Source organism: Pseudomonas alcaligenes (assembly GCF_014490745.1).
Taxonomy (GTDB): domain Bacteria; phylum Pseudomonadota; class Gammaproteobacteria; order Pseudomonadales; family Pseudomonadaceae; genus Aquipseudomonas; species Aquipseudomonas alcaligenes_C.
On record NZ_LZEU01000001.1, the window covers coordinates 3,811,837 to 3,827,998 of the forward strand.

The 16,162-nt window shown below is 65.1% G+C and carries 11 protein-coding genes; 10 read left to right on the forward strand and 1 reads right to left on the reverse strand.

Annotation, left to right across the window (positions count from 1 at the left end; all coding sequences use genetic code 11):
* Window positions 1-34 precede the first annotated feature (34 nt).
* Window positions 35-1,426: a PhoH family protein gene (locus tag A9179_RS17430; RefSeq protein ID WP_187807479.1), complete on the reverse strand. Its 1,392-nt coding sequence runs from the start codon at window positions 1,424-1,426 to the stop codon at window positions 35-37.
* 471 nt (window positions 1,427-1,897) lie between these two features.
* On the opposite strand from A9179_RS17430, the gene yaaA reads away from it, so the two are divergent.
* The 10 genes from yaaA (at window position 1,898) to A9179_RS17480 (ending at window position 16,152) form a co-directional block, all read left to right on the forward strand.
* Window positions 1,898-2,677, forward strand: a complete 780-nt coding sequence (gene yaaA / locus A9179_RS17435) for a peroxide stress protein YaaA (protein WP_187807480.1) — start codon at window positions 1,898-1,900, stop codon at window positions 2,675-2,677.
* Between the two features lie 653 nt (window positions 2,678-3,330).
* Window positions 3,331-4,641: a GDP-mannose 6-dehydrogenase gene (gene algD / locus A9179_RS17440; RefSeq protein WP_187807481.1), complete on the forward strand. Its 1,311-nt coding sequence runs from the start codon at window positions 3,331-3,333 to the stop codon at window positions 4,639-4,641.
* A 61-nt stretch (window positions 4,642-4,702) separates the two neighbouring features.
* Window positions 4,703-6,184, forward strand: a complete 1,482-nt coding sequence (gene alg8, locus A9179_RS17445) for a mannuronan synthase (protein WP_187807482.1) — start codon at window positions 4,703-4,705, stop codon at window positions 6,182-6,184.
* A 27-nt stretch (window positions 6,185-6,211) separates the two neighbouring features.
* Window positions 6,212-7,381 carry a PilZ domain-containing protein gene (locus A9179_RS17450; protein ID WP_187807483.1) on the forward strand — a complete coding sequence of 390 codons (1,170 nt, stop codon included), beginning with the start codon at window positions 6,212-6,214 and terminating at the stop codon, window positions 7,379-7,381.
* Between the two features lie 13 nt (window positions 7,382-7,394).
* Complete coding sequence (gene algK / locus A9179_RS17455) at window positions 7,395-8,780, forward strand: alginate biosynthesis TPR repeat lipoprotein AlgK (protein ID WP_187807484.1); 1,386 nt, start codon at window positions 7,395-7,397, stop codon at window positions 8,778-8,780.
* Window positions 8,781-8,805: 25 nt separating this feature from the next.
* Window positions 8,806-10,260: an alginate export family protein gene (locus A9179_RS17460; protein ID WP_187807485.1), complete on the forward strand. Its 1,455-nt coding sequence runs from the start codon at window positions 8,806-8,808 to the stop codon at window positions 10,258-10,260.
* Between the two features lie 10 nt (window positions 10,261-10,270).
* Window positions 10,271-11,869 carry a mannuronan 5-epimerase AlgG gene (gene algG / locus A9179_RS17465; protein WP_187807486.1) on the forward strand — a complete coding sequence of 533 codons (1,599 nt, stop codon included), beginning with the start codon at window positions 10,271-10,273 and terminating at the stop codon, window positions 11,867-11,869.
* A 13-nt stretch (window positions 11,870-11,882) separates the two neighbouring features.
* Window positions 11,883-13,304 carry an alginate O-acetyltransferase gene (locus tag A9179_RS17470; protein WP_187807487.1) on the forward strand — a complete coding sequence of 474 codons (1,422 nt, stop codon included), beginning with the start codon at window positions 11,883-11,885 and terminating at the stop codon, window positions 13,302-13,304.
* An 11-nt stretch (window positions 13,305-13,315) separates the two neighbouring features.
* Entirely contained in the window at window positions 13,316-14,416 is a 1,101-nt protein-coding gene (locus A9179_RS17475) for a mannuronate-specific alginate lyase (protein ID WP_187807488.1), read from the forward strand.
* Between the two features lie 257 nt (window positions 14,417-14,673).
* The gene (locus A9179_RS17480) at window positions 14,674-16,152 is read left to right on the forward strand and encodes an MBOAT family O-acyltransferase (protein ID WP_187807489.1); all 1,479 of its coding nucleotides are present in this window, start codon (window positions 14,674-14,676) and stop codon (window positions 16,150-16,152) included.
* The last annotated feature ends 10 nt before the right edge of the window (window positions 16,153-16,162 follow it).

The window sequence follows — 16,162 nt, forward strand, 5'->3', positions numbered from 1 at the left end:
CCTCCCCGACGGGAGAGCGCGCGACGCAGGCAGGTTACATATGGGTTTCGGCGTATTCGGCCAGCAGCGAGCGCGGTACCCCTTGCAGGGTGATGTGCACGCCGTGTTCGAAGTCCTTGAAGCGCTCGGTGAGGTAGGTCAGGCCCGAGCTGGTGGCGGACAGGTAGGGGGTGTCGATCTGCGCCAGGTTGCCCAGGCAGACCACCTTGGAACCGTTGCCGGCACGGGTGATGATGGTTTTCATCTGGTGCGGGGTGAGGTTCTGGCACTCGTCGATCAGGATCAGGCTCTGCTGGAAGCTGCGCCCGCGGATGTAGTTGAGCGATTTGAACTGCAGGGGCACCTTCTGCAGGATGTAGTCGACGCTGCCGTGGGTGCTCTCGTCGTCCATGTGCAGCGCTTCCAGGTTGTCGGTGATGGCGCCCAGCCAGGGCTCCATCTTCTCCGCCTCGGTGCCCGGCAGGAAGCCGATGTCCTCGTCCAGGCCCTGCACACTGCGGGTGGCGATGATCCGGCGGTAGCGCTTGCTGACCATGGTCTGCTCGATGGCCGCGGCCAGCGCCAGAATGGTCTTGCCCGAGCCGGCGGCGCCGGACAGGTTGACCAGGTGGATATCCGGATCGAGCAGGGCGAACAGCGCCAGCGACTGGTACACGTCGCGCGGCTTGAGGCCCCAGGCTTCCTGGTGCAGCAGCGGTTCCTGGTGCAGGTCGAGGATGGTCAGGGCGCTGCCCTCGATACCCTTGACCCAGCCGACGAAGCCCTGCTCGTCGATGATGAATTCGTTGATATGCACGGCCGGCAGGTTGTCGGTGAGCTGCACCTGGTGCCAGGTGCGGCCATGGCCCTGGCGGGTCTCGACCTTGCTCACGCGATCCCAGAACGAGCCGCTCATGTTGTGGTAGCCGCGCGACAGCAGGGACACGTCGTCGACCAGCTGGTCGGTGTGGTAGTCCTCGGCGGAAATCCCGCAGGCACGCGCCTTCAGGCGCATGTTGATGTCCTTGGTCACCAGCACCACGCGCATGCCCGGGTTGCTGCTGCGCAGGTCGACCAACTGGTTGATGATCTTGTTGTCGTTGAGGTTTTCCGGCAGCCAGGTGATCGGCTCGGCACGTTTGCTCATGAGGATCGACAAGGTGCCCTTGGGCCCGCTCTTGCCGCGCTGGATCGCGACGCCCTTCTCGACGTCTTCGGGAATCGCATCGCCGAGCACCTGGTCGATCAGGCGGATGGCCTGGCGACATTCGGCGGCGACCGTGTGCTTGCCGGTCTTGAGCTTGTCCAGCTCCTCAAGCACGGTCATCGGGATGGCGACGTGGTGTTCCTGGAAATTCAGCAGCGCGTTGGGATCGTGGATCAGGACGTTGGTGTCGAGGACGTAGAGGGTAGGCAGGGTGGAGCGGGTGCGTCCGTGGTCATCCATACTCGGTCACCTTATCGAGAGGCCAGTACGACGGAGACCCCGTGCAACGCTCCGTCGCGGAAGGGCCGCCGATCTCCCGGCCGAAGTCGGGAAAGTGCTAGCAAAGGTGATGGCCGATGGCCGCCACCTGTGCTGCAGGGTTCGGCGGTCTTCCAGTGTTAATACTCCAATGTGGATGACAGAAAAAAGAACTTTTTCATCGCTTTCAGGCTTTTTTATCGGCTCGACGAATAACGCTTGGCGCTGCGAAAAAGCACCGTTAAAGTCGGAAGTCCTGCCCCCTGGCGAGAGGCCCCTCTCGCTGCAATTGCCGCCCCTCGGCGCCATCCCGAAGAGCCCGCATCAAGCCTGATCTTCTATGCCAACGTAGCTGGCCTAGTACGCACTTCTGCCGGCCCCCATCACGCCGATAGCTGGAGCCACACCCCGCATCCGGCCTAGAATCGCGCCACGTTTTCTGGAGACGACCCGATGCTGCTGGTGATTTCCCCCGCCAAGACCCTCGACTACGAAACACCGCCGGTGATCGGCCGCTTCACCCAGCCCGAGCATCTCGACCATGCCCAGGAGCTGATCGGCCAGCTGCGCGACATGAGCCCGCGGCAGATCGGCGAGCTGATGCACCTTTCGGACAAACTGGCCGCCCTCAACGTGGCGCGCTATGGCAGCTGGCAACGGCCGTTCAATCCGTCCAATGCCAAGCAGGCGCTGCTGGCGTTCAAGGGCGACGTGTACACAGGCCTCGCCGCCGAGGATTTCAGCGAGGCCGACTTCGACTTCGCCCAGCAGCACCTGCGCATGCTCTCCGGCCTCTACGGCCTGCTGCGCCCGCTCGACCTGATGCAGCCCTACCGCCTGGAAATGGGCACCCGCCTGGCCAACCCGCGCGGCAACAACCTCTACGATTTCTGGGGCGAACGCATCAGCGGCTGGCTCAACCAGGCCCTGGCCGAACAGGGCGACGACGTGCTGCTCAACCTGGCCTCCACCGAGTACTTCAGCTCGGTCAAGCGCAAGGCCCTGCAGGGGCGGATCATCGACACCGAGTTCAAGGATCTGAAGAACGGCCAGTACAAGATCATCAGCTTCTTCGCCAAGAAGGCCCGCGGCCTGATGGCCCGCTACGTGATCAAGGAGCGCCTGTGCGATCCGGCCGGGCTGAAGGATTTCAACTACGCCGGTTATCGCTACAGCGCCGAGCAGTCCAAGCCGGACAGCCTGGTGTTCCTGCGCGACCAGCCGCAGGACTGACCCCGCCCGGTGCCCGGCTCCGTCGACGCCGGGCGCACTCCCCGCCCCGCACAAATTCCCCCCGCCTTAGCCTCACCTGTATGCCACTGCGCACGCGGGCTGCAGCACTCTGCCCGGTACTTTCTGGGCAATCTGCCATTAGCCAGAACAATCAAAAGTTGAACTTTCCCAACACTTTTAACGTCGCGGAAAAGTGCCATCAAAGTGCGACCACAAACACTTAGTTTAATTATCGAACTGCGCAACAAAACAGGACGAACGGTAGGAACTATAGGATTTTCAATAGACTCTTACCCCCCGTAACAACTTTCTTCACGCCCTTCTGCGTGAACCAAAACTGCCGAAATCAGTGCACTCAGGTGCGCCGGGATAACTCATCCCCGGAAAAGTTCAAGTGCAGTAAGTGTCCAGCTCAAGGAGATCCAGACAGACGCCCACGACCAGAGCATAAGCCAGGCAGCACTAGCCTCGGCAAGCCTTACCAGGCAAACGACCAGGGCCTGCAACAGATAACGAGCCCACTGTTTACTTCCCCTTCGAGAAGTACGGAATTGTGCATGCCTGAATAACTCATTCATCACCCATGAATGAGCCAGTTAATAACGGTGGCGATCAGCCACTTAATTGCGCGATATATGGACGAGGTGAACGCAATGCGAATCAGCATTTTCGGTTTGGGCTATGTGGGGGCTGTATGTGCCGGTTGTCTGTCGGCACGTGGCCATGAAGTAATTGGCGTCGATATATCCAGGGGCAAGATCGACCTGATCAACCAGGGCAAGTCGCCAATCGTCGAACCTGGCCTGGAGGAGTTGCTGCAACAGGGCCTGCGCACCGGCCGCCTGCGCGGCACCACCGATGTCGCCGCCGCCGTGCGCGACAGCGAGGTGTCGTTCATCTGCGTCGGCACGCCGAGCAAGAAGAACGGCGATCTGGAACTCGACTACATCGAAGGCGTGTGCCGCGAAATCGGCTTCGCCATGCGCGACAAGCCCGGCCGCCACACCGTGGTGGTACGCAGCACGGTGCTGCCGGGTACCGCGCAGAACGTGGTGCTGCCGATTCTCGAAGACTGCTCAGGGAAGAAGGCCGGCGTCGACTTCGGCCTGGCGGTGAACCCCGAGTTCCTGCGCGAGAGCACCGCGATCAAGGACTACGACTTCCCACCCATGACCGTGATCGGCGAGTACGACACGGCCTCCGGCGACCTGCTGGCCAGCATCTACGAGGAACTCGATGCGCCAATCATCCGCAAGAGCATCGAGGTCGCGGAGATGATCAAGTACACCTGCAACGTCTGGCACGCGGCCAAGGTCACCTTCGCCAACGAGATCGGCAATATCGCCAAGGCGGTCGGCGTCGACGGCCGCGAAGTGATGGATGTGATCTGCCAGGATCACAAGCTCAACCTGTCCAAGTACTACATGAAGCCCGGCTTCGCCTTCGGCGGCTCCTGCCTACCGAAAGACGTGCGAGCCCTCAACTACCGCGCCAGCTCGCTGGATGTCGACGCACCGCTGATCGGCTCGCTGATGCGCAGTAACACCGCGCAGGTGCAGAACGCCTTCGACATGATCGCCGGCTACGACAAGCGCAAGGTCGCCCTGCTCGGACTGAGCTTCAAGGCCGGCACCGACGACCTGCGCGAAAGCCCGCTGGTGGAGCTGGCCGAGATGCTCATCGGCAAGGGCTTCGACCTCAGCATCTTCGACAGCAACGTCGAATACGCCCGCGTCTACGGGGCCAACAAGGACTACATCGAGTCGAAGATCCCGCACGTGTCGTCGCTGCTCAACAGCGACTTCGACTCGGTGATCGACAACGCCGATGTGATCGTCCTGGGCAACGCCGACCAGCGCTTCGCCGGCCTGGCCGAACGTACGCCCGAAGGCAAGCAGATCATTGACCTGGTCGGCTTCATGAGCCGCACCAGCCATGCCGGCGCCGAAGGCATCTGCTGGTAAGGCCCAACGGAACGCCCCGGGCTTCGGCCCGGGGATATCCCGACACAGGACGGATGTACATATGGACAAGCTGAAGACAGGCATCAATCAAGCCAGCGGCTGGCTGCTCTACCTGTCGCTGCTGATGCTGCTGGCGCTGGCCCTGCCGAGGACGGTATTCGACCCCGAGTCGAAGGACTTCCTCCTGCTGATCGGCGCGGTGGGCATCTGGCGCTACTCCATGGGTGCCATGCACTTCCTGCGTGGCTGCCTGTTTCTCTACCTGGTGTTCCCGCACTACCGGCGCAAGGTGCGCAAGCTCGGCAGCGCGGCAGACCCGTCGCAGGTATTCCTGCTGGTCACCAGTTTCCGCATCGACGCGCTGACCACCGCCATGGTCTACCGCTCGGTAATCCGCGAAGCCATCGACTGCGGCTACCCGGCCACCGTGGTGTGCTCGATCGTCGAGCTGTCCGACGAGTTGCTGATCAAGGATCTGTGGCGCCAGCTCGCCCCGCCGCCACGGGTCATCCTGGATTTCGTGCGTATTCCCGGCACCGGCAAGCGCGACGGCCTGGCCCATGGTTTTCGCGCCATCTCGCGGCAGCTGCCGGACAGCGACGCCGTGGTGGCGGTGATCGATGGCGACACCGTGCTTAACGCAGGCGTGGTGCAGCGCAGCGTGCCCTGGTTCAAGCTGTTCCCCAATGTCGGCGGGCTCACTACCAACGAGTTCTGCGAGGTGCGCGGCAGCTATGTGATGAGCGAGTGGCACAAGCTGCGCTTCGCCCAGCGCCATCTCAACATGTGCTCGATGGCCCTCTCCAAGCGCGTGCTGACGATGACCGGGCGCATGTCGGTGTTCCGCGCCAGCGTGGTCACCGACCCCGAGTTCATCGCCGACGTCGAGAGCGATCACCTAGACCACTGGCGCCTGGGGCGCTTCCAGTTCCTTACCGGCGACGACAAGTCCAGCTGGTACAGCCTGATGCGCCTGGGCTACGACACCTTCTACGTGCCGGATGCGGCGATCAACACGGTCGAGCACCCGCCGGAGAAGAGCTTCATCAAGGCCAGTCGCAAGCTGATGTTCCGCTGGTACGGCAACAACCTGCGGCAGAACTCGCGCGCCCTCGGTCTCGGCATGCGCCGCCTGGGTCTGTTCACCAGTCTGGTGCTGTTCGACCAGCGCGTGTCGATGTGGACCTGCCTGCTCGGCCTGTGCGTGGCGATCATCGCCAGCCTCAAGTACAGCATCGCCTTCATCCTGGTTTACCTGCTGTGGATCGGCCTCACCCGGCTGGTTCTCACCCTGCTCCTCAGCCTCAGCGGCCACCCCATCGGGCCGGCCTACCCCCTGATCCTCTATTACAACCAGATCGTCGGCGCCCTGGTGAAGATCCACGTGTTCTTCCGCCTCGACCAGCAGTCCTGGACGCGCCAGAACACTCAGCTCGACCGCGGCCTGGCCAGCTTCACCCGCTGGTTCAACCACTGGTCGTCGCGCGCCATGACCTTTTCTGCCACCAGCGTCTTCATCGCCACGCTCCTGGCGTTGGTGTGACCGGAACCCGAACAGGAACCCTCCCCCATGAACACAGCCGTCAACATCAACGTCGTCCACGAATCGGAAGCCCAGCGCCAGCATGCCCGGGTGAAGATACCCGCGCGGCTGCGCTACCTCGCGAAGAACCGCGAGAGTGTCGAGCTGCGCATCCTCGACCTGTCCGCCGGTGGCCTGAGCTTCACCGCCGACCGCCAGCCCGCCCGGGTCGGCGACCATCACCAGGGCCACCTGCAGTTCCAGCTGGACGGCCTCAACCTGGGCTTCGACATCGAGTTCCAGGTGCGCTCGGTCGACCCCAGCAACGGCCGCGTCGGCTGCCAGTTCCACAACCTCAAGCCGCGCGACATCGCCACCCTGCGCTACCTGATCAGCGCCCACCTGGCCGGCACCCTGGTCAGCGTCGGTGACCTGCTCGCCACCCTGCAGCGGGAGAACTTCACCAAGGCGCGCAAGGCCGGCGGCCAGGGTTCCGGCCTGGGCGTGCTGGGGCGGTTCAAGGCGGTGACCTTCAGCCTGGCCATCTTCGTGATCGGCGTGGCCGCCTTCGCCTACATCCTGCAGTCGCTGTACAACCTGTACTTCGTCACCCACGCCCAGTCGGCCCAGGTCAGCGTGCCATCGCTGCAGGTCACCATGCCGCGCGAAGGCACGGTGCAGAGCCTGCTGCCCGAGGGCAGCGACAAGGTGGCCAAGGGCGCGCCGATCGCCGCCTTCTCCGCCAGCATGCTGGAGATGCTCAAGGGCCACCTGAGCGACGAACAGCTGACCCCGGCCAACGTCGAGGAACTGTTCGGCAAGCAAATGAAGGGCACCCTGACCAGCCCGTGCAACTGCAAGATCGCGCGCCAGCTGGTGGCCGACGGTCAGTTCGCCAGCAAGGGCGAGGTGATCTTCGAACTGGTGCCGCAGGACAGCCACGCCAGCATCAGCGCCAGCTTCCCCTACCGCAACCTGGCCGAGGTCAAGCCCGGCACCCGGGTCAGCTTCTGGGTCGGCGACGAAGACCAGCCGCGCCACGGCCTGGTACTCAGCACCAGCCTGCACGACGGCGGCCTGTCCTCGGACATCCGCGCGGTGATCCAGCCCGACCAGCCACTGCCCAGCACCTACGCCGGACAGCCGGTGGAGGTCAGCATCGACCGCGGCCCGTCGCTCGACTGGATGATCGACAAGGCCCTGGCGGCCGGTTTCTGAGGAGGACGCCCGCATGTCCCACCACCACTCCCGCGCGCCCCTGGCGGCGCCGCTGCTGCTGAGCCTGGCCGTCGGCCTGGGCGGCTGCGCCGGCCTGCCGGATCAGCGCCTGGCCAACGAGGCGCTGAAGAGCGGCGACAACGTCACCGCCGAACGCAACTTCCGCGCCCTGGCCGAGATGGGCTACAGCGATGCCGCCGTCGGCCTGGCCGACCTGCAGGTGGCCAGCGGCACGCCCGAAGACCTGGCCAAGGCCGAGCAGACCTATCGCCAGGCCATGGACGAGTCGCCGCGGGCCAAGGCCCGCCTCGGCAAGCTGCTGGCGCGCAAGCCCGACGCCGACAGCGGCCAGCGCCGCGAGGCCGCGCAGCTGCTCGAAGACGCCTTCGCCGCCGGTGAGAGCAGCAGCCTGCTGCAGCTGGCGATGCTCTATCTGCAATATCCACAGGACTTTCCCGGTATGAACGTACAAGCGCGTATCGGCGCCTGGCGCCAGCAGGGCCAGCCGCAGGCCGAACTGGCCCAGATCCTGGTCTACCGCAGCCAGGGCACCTACAACCAGCACCTCGGCGAGATCGAACAGATCTGCCAGGGTCTGCTCGAACAGGCCGACGTGTGCTACGTCGAACTGGCCACCGTGTACCAGCTGCAGGGCCAGGAAGAGCAGCGCGAAGCCCTGCTGCAACGCCTGATGGGCGACTACCGCAGCGGCGCCGTGCCGGCCCAGCGGGTCGAGTCGGTGGCCCAGGTGCTGGCCGACGGCGAGCTCGGCAAGCCCGCCGAAGGCAAGGCCCAGGAACTGCTCGAGGCCATTGCCCCGCAATACCCGGCCGCCTGGGTCAGCCTGGCCCGGCTGCTCTACGACTACCCGGCGCTGGGCGATATCGACACCCTGATGGGCTACCTCGAGCACGGCCGCGACGCCGCCCTGCCGCGCGCCGAACTGCTGCTCGGCAAGCTCTACTACGAAGGCAAGCTGGTGCCGCAGGATCCGCACAAGGCCGAGCAGCACCTGCGCAAGGCCGCGCCCAGCGAGCCCGCCGCCAACTACCTGCTGGGGCAGATCTACCTGCGCGGCTACCTCGGCGAGGTCTACCCGCAGCAGGCCCTCGACCACCTGCTCAGCGCCGCCCGCGCCGGGCAGATCAACGCCGATTTCGCCCTCGGCCAGATGTTCTCCCAGGGCAAGGGCATCCAGCCCGACCTGCCCAGCGCCTATGTGTTCAGCCAGCTGGCGCTGCCCAAGAACACCCCGCAGGCCATCGAGCTGGCGCGCAACGTCAGCCAGCAACTGCCCGCCGCGCAGCTGGGCCAGGCCAGACAGAAACTGCAGGAAGAACGCGCCCTGCGCGGCCCCGCCCTGCCAGAACAGGCCGAGCTCAGCGCCCAGGCGCTGTAAGCCCCACGCCGGCAAGGAACAGCAGATGAAACTGAATCACCTCACCACCGGCCTGAGCCTCGGCATGTCGCTACTCGGCGCCGGCTCGGCCTCGGCGGTACAGGTCAGCGACCCGAACTTCGGCCTCGACGTGAAGATCACCCTGCAGTCCGAGGACGACCGCGACCTCGGCACCGCCAAGGGCGGCGACGTCGAGGGCCTGGGTCTCGACCTGCGACCCTGGGCCTACGGCCAGCGTGGCAACTGGAGCGCCTTCGCCATGGGCCAGGCGGTCACCGCCACCGACATAGTCGAGACCGACACCCTGCAGTCCAGCGACCTCGACTCGGAAGAGGACTCGGGCAATGGCAACGACGGCCGCCAGCCGGACAAGAGCTACCTGGCCATGCGCGAGTTCTGGGTCGACTACGCCGGCCTTACGCCCTACCCCGGCGAACACCTGCGCCTCGGTCGCCAGCGCGTACGCAGCGCCGAAGGCACCTGGTGGGACAGCAACATCGAGGCGCTACGCTGGAGCTTCGACACCAGCCTGCTGGAAGCCCATGTCGGCGTCGCCGAGCGCTTCTCCGAATACCGCACCGACCTCGACGAACTGGCCCCGGAAGACGAAGACCGCCAGCACCTGTTCGGCGACCTGTCCTACCAGTGGACGCCCGGCCACTGGGTCGGCCTCAAGGCCCACCACAGCCACGACAGCGGCGACCTGCAGAACCCCGGCGAAGAAGTCGACGCGCTGGACAAGCGCTACACCGGCGACCTCACCTGGCTCGGCCTGAATGCCGATGGCGACTTCTTCAACCCCAATTCGAAGAACCCGCTCAACTACTGGGCCCAGGCCACCTGGCTGACCGGTGACACCGAGCAACTCGAGCATCTGGTGGTCGGCGACCAGCGCATTGCCACCGGCAAGCGCGACCAGGATGTCGACGCCTGGGCCGTCGACCTCGGCCTGCGTTACAGCCTCGACGACAACTGGAAGGTCGGCGGCGCTTACGCCCGTGGCAGCGGCGGCGGTGACGAGGGCAAGTCCGAGCAGTTCATGCAGACCGGCCTGGAGAGCAACCGATCGGCCTTCACCGGCGTCGACTCGCGTGTGCACCGCTTCGGCGAAGCCTTTCGCGGCGAGCTGAGCAACCTGCAGGTGGCCAGTGCCTTCGCCTCGTGGAAGCTGCGCGAGGACTACGACGCCAGCCTGGTCTACCACCGTTTCTGGCGCGTCGACGCCGACCAGGACATCGGCCAGAGCGGCATCACCGCCCAGCTGCAGGACGGCGAGAAGGATGTCGGCCAGGAGCTCGACCTGGTGGTGACCAAGTACTTCAAGCAGGGCCTGCTACCCGCCGGCATGAGCGAACACCTGGACGACCGTTCGGCCCTGGTGCGCTTTCGCGGTGGCGTGTTCAAGCCCGGCGATGCCTATGCCGGCGATACCGACGCGCTGATGCACCGCGCCATCGTCGACTTCATCTGGCGCTTCTGAGGGCATGGCCATGCACGCACCAAATACCGCGCTGCCGATACGCGGGTTTCACCCGCCCTACAAGCGCCTGGCCCTGCGCCTGCTCTGTGGCGGCGTGCTGCTCGGCCTGCTGCAGCTGGCCGAAGCCAATACGCCGCAGCCGACCCAGTCACTCAAGGAAACCAAGAACTACACGGTAACCAGCGCGCCGATCAACCAGCTGCAACTGGCCGAGCCCAAGCTGCCAGAGCTCGACGGCTACACCCGCGAAGCGGTGCTGGCGAAGATCCAGCCCAAGCCGGCCGGCCAGGTGGTGGTGCGGCGCATGCTGCAGCAGGACGCCCTGAAGGACTTCATCGGCGGCAACGAGCGCCTGCGCGAATGGGTCAGCCGCCAACGCGGCATTCCCCTGGCGATCTTCGTCGAAGGTGGCTATGTCACGCCCAGGGAACTGGCCAAGCGCCTGCCGCCCAGCCAGTTCGCCGAGACCGCGCCGGGCGTGTTCATCGCCCGCCTGCCGCTGGTGGTCGCCCAGGGCGCCACCCTGCATGTCGGTCAGGAGGTCAAGGAGCTGCGCCTGTCCCAGGAGCGCGGCGCCTTCCTGGTCAACGACGGCAAGCTGTTCATCACCGACACCCAGCTCACCGCCTGGAACGAAAGCAAGGGCGAGCCGGCCTGGTTCCAGCAGCCCAAAACCTTCCGCCCGTTCCTGGTGTCCTGGGGCGGCAGCGAGCTGTACATCGCCAAGAGCCGGGTCAGCAGCCTGGGCTACGACAACTCCAAGTCCTACGGCATCTCCATCACCCAGTACACGCCGGGCATGCACGCCCGCCTCAAGCGCCCGCAGCCGACCGGCTGGCTGGTGGATTCCGAGTTCGTCGACCACTGGTACGGCTTCTACTGCTTCGAGGCGCAGAACGTGGTGATCAAGGGCAACACCTACCGCGACAACATCGTCTACGGCATCGACCCGCACGACCGCTCGCACGGCCTGATCATCGCCAACAACAGGGTCTACGGCACCAGGAAGAAGCACGGCATCATCATTTCGCGGGAGGTCAATGACAGCTGGATCATCAACAACAAGAGCTACGACAACCGGCTCTCCGGCATCGTCATCGACCGTAACAGCGTGGGCAACCTGATCGCCTACAACCACGTCTACCGCAACCATTCCGACGGCATCACCCTGTACGAGAGCCCGGATAACCTGCTGTGGGGCAACCAGGTGCTGAACAACGCGCGCCACGGCATCCGCATCCGCAACAGCGTGAACATCCGCCTGTACCAGAACCTCGCCGCGGCCAATGGCCTGACCGGCATCTATGGCCACATCAAGGATCTCTCCGATACCGACCGCGACATCGCGCTCGACCCCTTCGACACCAAGGTGTCGATGATCGTGGTCGGCGGCGAGCTGGCCGCCAATGGCTCTAGCCCGCTGTCGATCGACTCGCCGCTGAGCCTGGAGCTCTACAACGTGGCCCTCACCGCGCCATCGAAGAGCACCGGCATCACCTTCAGCGGCGTGCTCGGCGAACGCCAGGAAGAAATTCTCGACCTGCTGGTACGGCGCAAGAAGGCCGTGCTCATCGACCCCGTCGAAAGCCAGGCCGAACTCCAGGACTGAGGGAAGGAACGACATGAACCGCTATCACCGCATTCGCCCGCTGGCTCTCGCCGGCTCCCTGCTGACCCTGGCCAGCACCGCCGCCCTCGCCGCGCCGCAATACCAGGCCCGCGCCATCGGCCCGCTGTGCCCGGCCGCGCAGAACCCGAGCAACTACAACAGCAAGTACCTGAGCTTCTTCACCACCCTGGTGCAGGGTGAGGGCGACTGGCTGTTCCGTACCCGCTACGACCTGCGCACCGACTTTGGCACCACGGCGGAAGGCTACCGCCAGTTCAAGCGCCTGCACGACGCGCTCAAGGCGCGCGGCATCGAGCTGATGATCGTCTACCAGCCGACCCGCGGCCTGGTGAACCGCGAGAAGCTCACGGCCGAAGAGAAGGCCAGCTTCGACTACGAGCTGGCGAAAAAGAACTACCTGCAGGCGGTGGCCGAGCTGCGCAAGACCGGGATCTGGGTGCCCGACCTGTCGCCGCTGTTCGACGAGCGGGATCAGGCTACCGACTACTACTTCAAGGCCGACCACCACTGGACACCAGCCGGTGCCGAGCGTACCGCCAAGCTGGTGGCCGAAACGATGCAGCAGATTCCCGGCTTCGCCGAGATTCCCAAGAAGGAATTCGAGAGCAAGGTCACCGGCCTGCTGCCCAAGGCCGGCACCCTGCACAAGACTGCTACCAGCTTCTGTGGCGTCAGCTACGCCACCCAGTACGTCGACCGCTACGAAACCGTAGCGGCAGGCACGAGCGGTGGCGACGACCTGTTCGGCGACGAGTCCAACCCGCAGATTGCCCTGGTCGGCACCAGCAACAGCGGCCCGGCCTACAACTTTGCCGGTTTCCTCGAGCAGTACAGCGGCGCCGAGGTGCTCAACATGTCGGTCAGCGGCGGCGGCTTCGACAGCGCCCTGCTGCAGTACATGAGCAGCCAGGAATTCCACGACAGCCCGCCGAAGATTCTGGTCTGGGAGTTCGCCACCCACTACGACCTGGCGCAGCAGAGCTTCTATCGCCAGGCCGTGCCGCTGGTGAACAACGGCTGCGCAGGCCGCCCGGTGGTGATGAAGAACAAGGTCACCCTCAAGCCAGGCAGCAACGAGGTGCTGGTCAACGGCGCGGATCAGCTGCGCACCCTGGCCGCGCGCGATTACCTGGTCGACCTGACCTTCAGCGACCCGTCCGTGCATGAGTCCATGGCCACCATCTGGTACCTCAACGGCCGCCGCGAGAACTTCAAGATCGAACAGAGCGACCGCGTCGATACTGGTGGCCGCTACGTCTTCGAGCTGCGCAACGATGCCGACTGGCGCGACCTCAACGTGCTCGCCATGGAGATCCACAGCCCGGAAAACATGCCGGCCCAGCTCAGCGTCGAAGCCACCCTGTGCAAGCGCGCCGGCCCCGGCGACAAGGCGCTGACGGCGCAGGCCGAGTGAAGGAGCAGCCCATGACCCCACGCAACTGGCTCCTGGTGCCCTGCCTACTCGGCACCGCCCTGCTCGCCCAGCCGACCCTGGCTGGCGCCCTGGTGCCGCCCAGCGGCTACTACGCCGCCATCGGCCAGGACAAGGGCGAAGCCGAGCACTGCAGCGCACCGCCCAAGCCCTATACCGCCAAGCTGGAGTTCCGCAGCAAGTACGAAGGCTCGGACAAGGCCCGCGCCACCCTGAACAAGGATGCCGAGCAGGCCTTCCGCGCCAGCACCGCCGACATCACCACCATGGAGCGCGGGGTCAACCAGCAGGTCACCCGCTACATGCGTGGCGGCCAGCGCGAGCAGCTCGAATGCACCCTGCAGTGGCTGGGCAACTGGGCCCAGGCCAACGCCCTGCTCAGCACCGAGGGCAACCACACCGGCAAGTCCATGCGCAAATGGGCACTGGGTAGCCTGGCATCGGCTTGGCTGCGCCTGAAGTTCTCCGAATCGCGGCCGCTGGCGCCCTATGCACAGCAAGCACAGCTGATCGAGTCCTGGTTCGCCAGGCTGGCCGAACAAACGGTCAGGGACTGGAGCGACCTGCCGCTGAAGAAGATCAACAACCACAGCTACTGGGCCGCCTGGTCGGTGATGGCGACCGCCGTGGCGCTCGACCGCCGCGACCTGTTCGACTGGTCGGTGGCGCAGTTCCGCGTCGCCGCCAGCCAGGTCGACAACGACGGCTACCTGCCCAACGAACTCAAGCGCCGCCAGCGCGCCCTGGCCTACCACAACTACAGCCTGCCGCCGCTGACGATGATCGCCGCCTTCGCCGAAGCCAACGGCGTCGACCTGCGCGAAGAGAACCATGGCGCGCTCAAACGCCTGGCCGAACGGGTGCTGGAGGGCGTCGACGACCAGGATGCCTTCGATGAACGCACTGGCGAAGACCAGGACATGGACGAGCTGGAGATACACGCCAAGTTCGCCTGGCTGGAGCCCTACTGCAGCCTCTACGCCTGCTCGGCCGAGGCACGCGAGCTGAAGCAGGACATGGGCCCGTTCCAGACCTTCCGCCTGGGTGGCGACGTGACCCAGGTGTTCGCCCCGAACAAGGGGGGTGGCAGCTGAGGCCTGGCCCCTCACCCCAACCCTCTCCCGGAGGGAGAGGGAGCTGATCCGAGGTTAGCCTCAGCAGCGCCTCGGCCGGCCAGGCAACACGCATACCCCCTCTCCCCTCGGGAGAGGGCCGGGGTGAGGGGAAACCTCACACCCGACAAACCCGACCCGCACAACAGATGCGGGCGGGCCGCACGACCTTGCAGCAATACCCGGGGAGGAATGGGTGGGCCGACTGGCCCTGACAGTTCTTCGATGGAGAAACGCGGATGGTTTTCTCGTCCAACGTGTTCCTGTTCTTGTTCCTGCCGGTGTTTCTCGGCCTGTACTACCTGTGCGGCAACCGCTACCGCAACCTGTTGCTGCTGGTGGCCAGCTACGTGTTCTACGCCTGGTGGCGTATCGACTTCCTCGCCCTGTTCGCGGCGGTGACCGTCTTCAACTACTGGATCGGCCTGCGCGTCGGTGCGGCCGGGGTGCGTACGAAAGCCGCGCAGAAATGGCTGATCCTCGGCGTGGTGGTCGACCTCGGCGTGCTCGGCTACTTCAAGTACGCCGGCTTCGGCATCGACAGTCTCAACACGATCATCAGCTCGTTCGGCATGCAGCCGTTCGTGGTCACCCACATCCTGCTGCCCATCGGCATCTCGTTCTACATCTTCGAATCGATCAGCTACATCATCGACGTGTACCGCGGCGACACCCCGGCCACCCACAACCTGATCGACTTCGCCGCCTTCGTGGCGATCTTCCCGCACCTGATTGCCGGCCCGGTACTGCGCTTCAAGGATCTGGTCGACCAGTTCAACCACCGCAGCCACACGGTGGACAAGTTCGCCGAAGGCTGCACCCGCTTCATGCAGGGCTTCATCAAGAAGGTGTTCATCGCCGACAGCATCGCGCCGATCGCCGACCACTGCTTCGCCCTGACCAACCCGACTACCGGCGACGCCTGGCTCGGCGCGCTGGCCTACACCGCGCAGCTGTACTTCGACTTCTCCGGCTACAGCGACATGGCCATCGGCCTGGGCCTGATGATGGGCTTTCGCTTCATGGAGAACTTCCGCCAGCCCTACATCAGCCAGTCGATCACCGAGTTCTGGCGGCGCTGGCACATCAGCCTGTCCACCTGGCTGCGCGACTACCTGTACATCAGCCTGGGCGGCAACCGCGGCAGCACCTTCGCCACCTACCGCAACCTGTTCCTGACCATGCTGCTCGGCGGCCTGTGGCACGGCGCCAACATCACCTACGTGATCTGGGGTGCCTGGCACGGCCTGTGGCTGGCCATCGAGCGGGCCCTGGGGGTCAACGCCGCGCCGCGGGCGCTCAATCCGCTGAAGTGGGCCTTTACCTTCCTGCTGGTGGTACTCGGCTGGGTGATCTTCCGCGCGGAGAACCTCGACGTGGCCTGGCGCATGTACGCGGCCATGTTCAGCTTCAGCGACTGGCGCCTGTCCGAGCTGGGTGCCGCGCCGCTGACCAGCCTGCAGATCTGCACCCTGCTGCTGGCCTATGCGGTGATGGCCTGGTTCGGCATTCGCCAGTTCTTTGCCGAGCCGCTGGGCGGCGCGCCCAAGGCCCGCGCCAGCGCAGCGGTCGAGCTGGCCAATAGCGCCGACGGCGCCGTGCGGGCCAGCCTGCTGCCACTGCTGGCCAGTCGCATGGCGCTGCTCCTGCTGTTCGCCGCCGCCGTGCTGAAGCTCTCCGCGCAGAGCTTCTCGCCCTTCCTGTACTTCCAGTTCTGAGGTGCCTCGA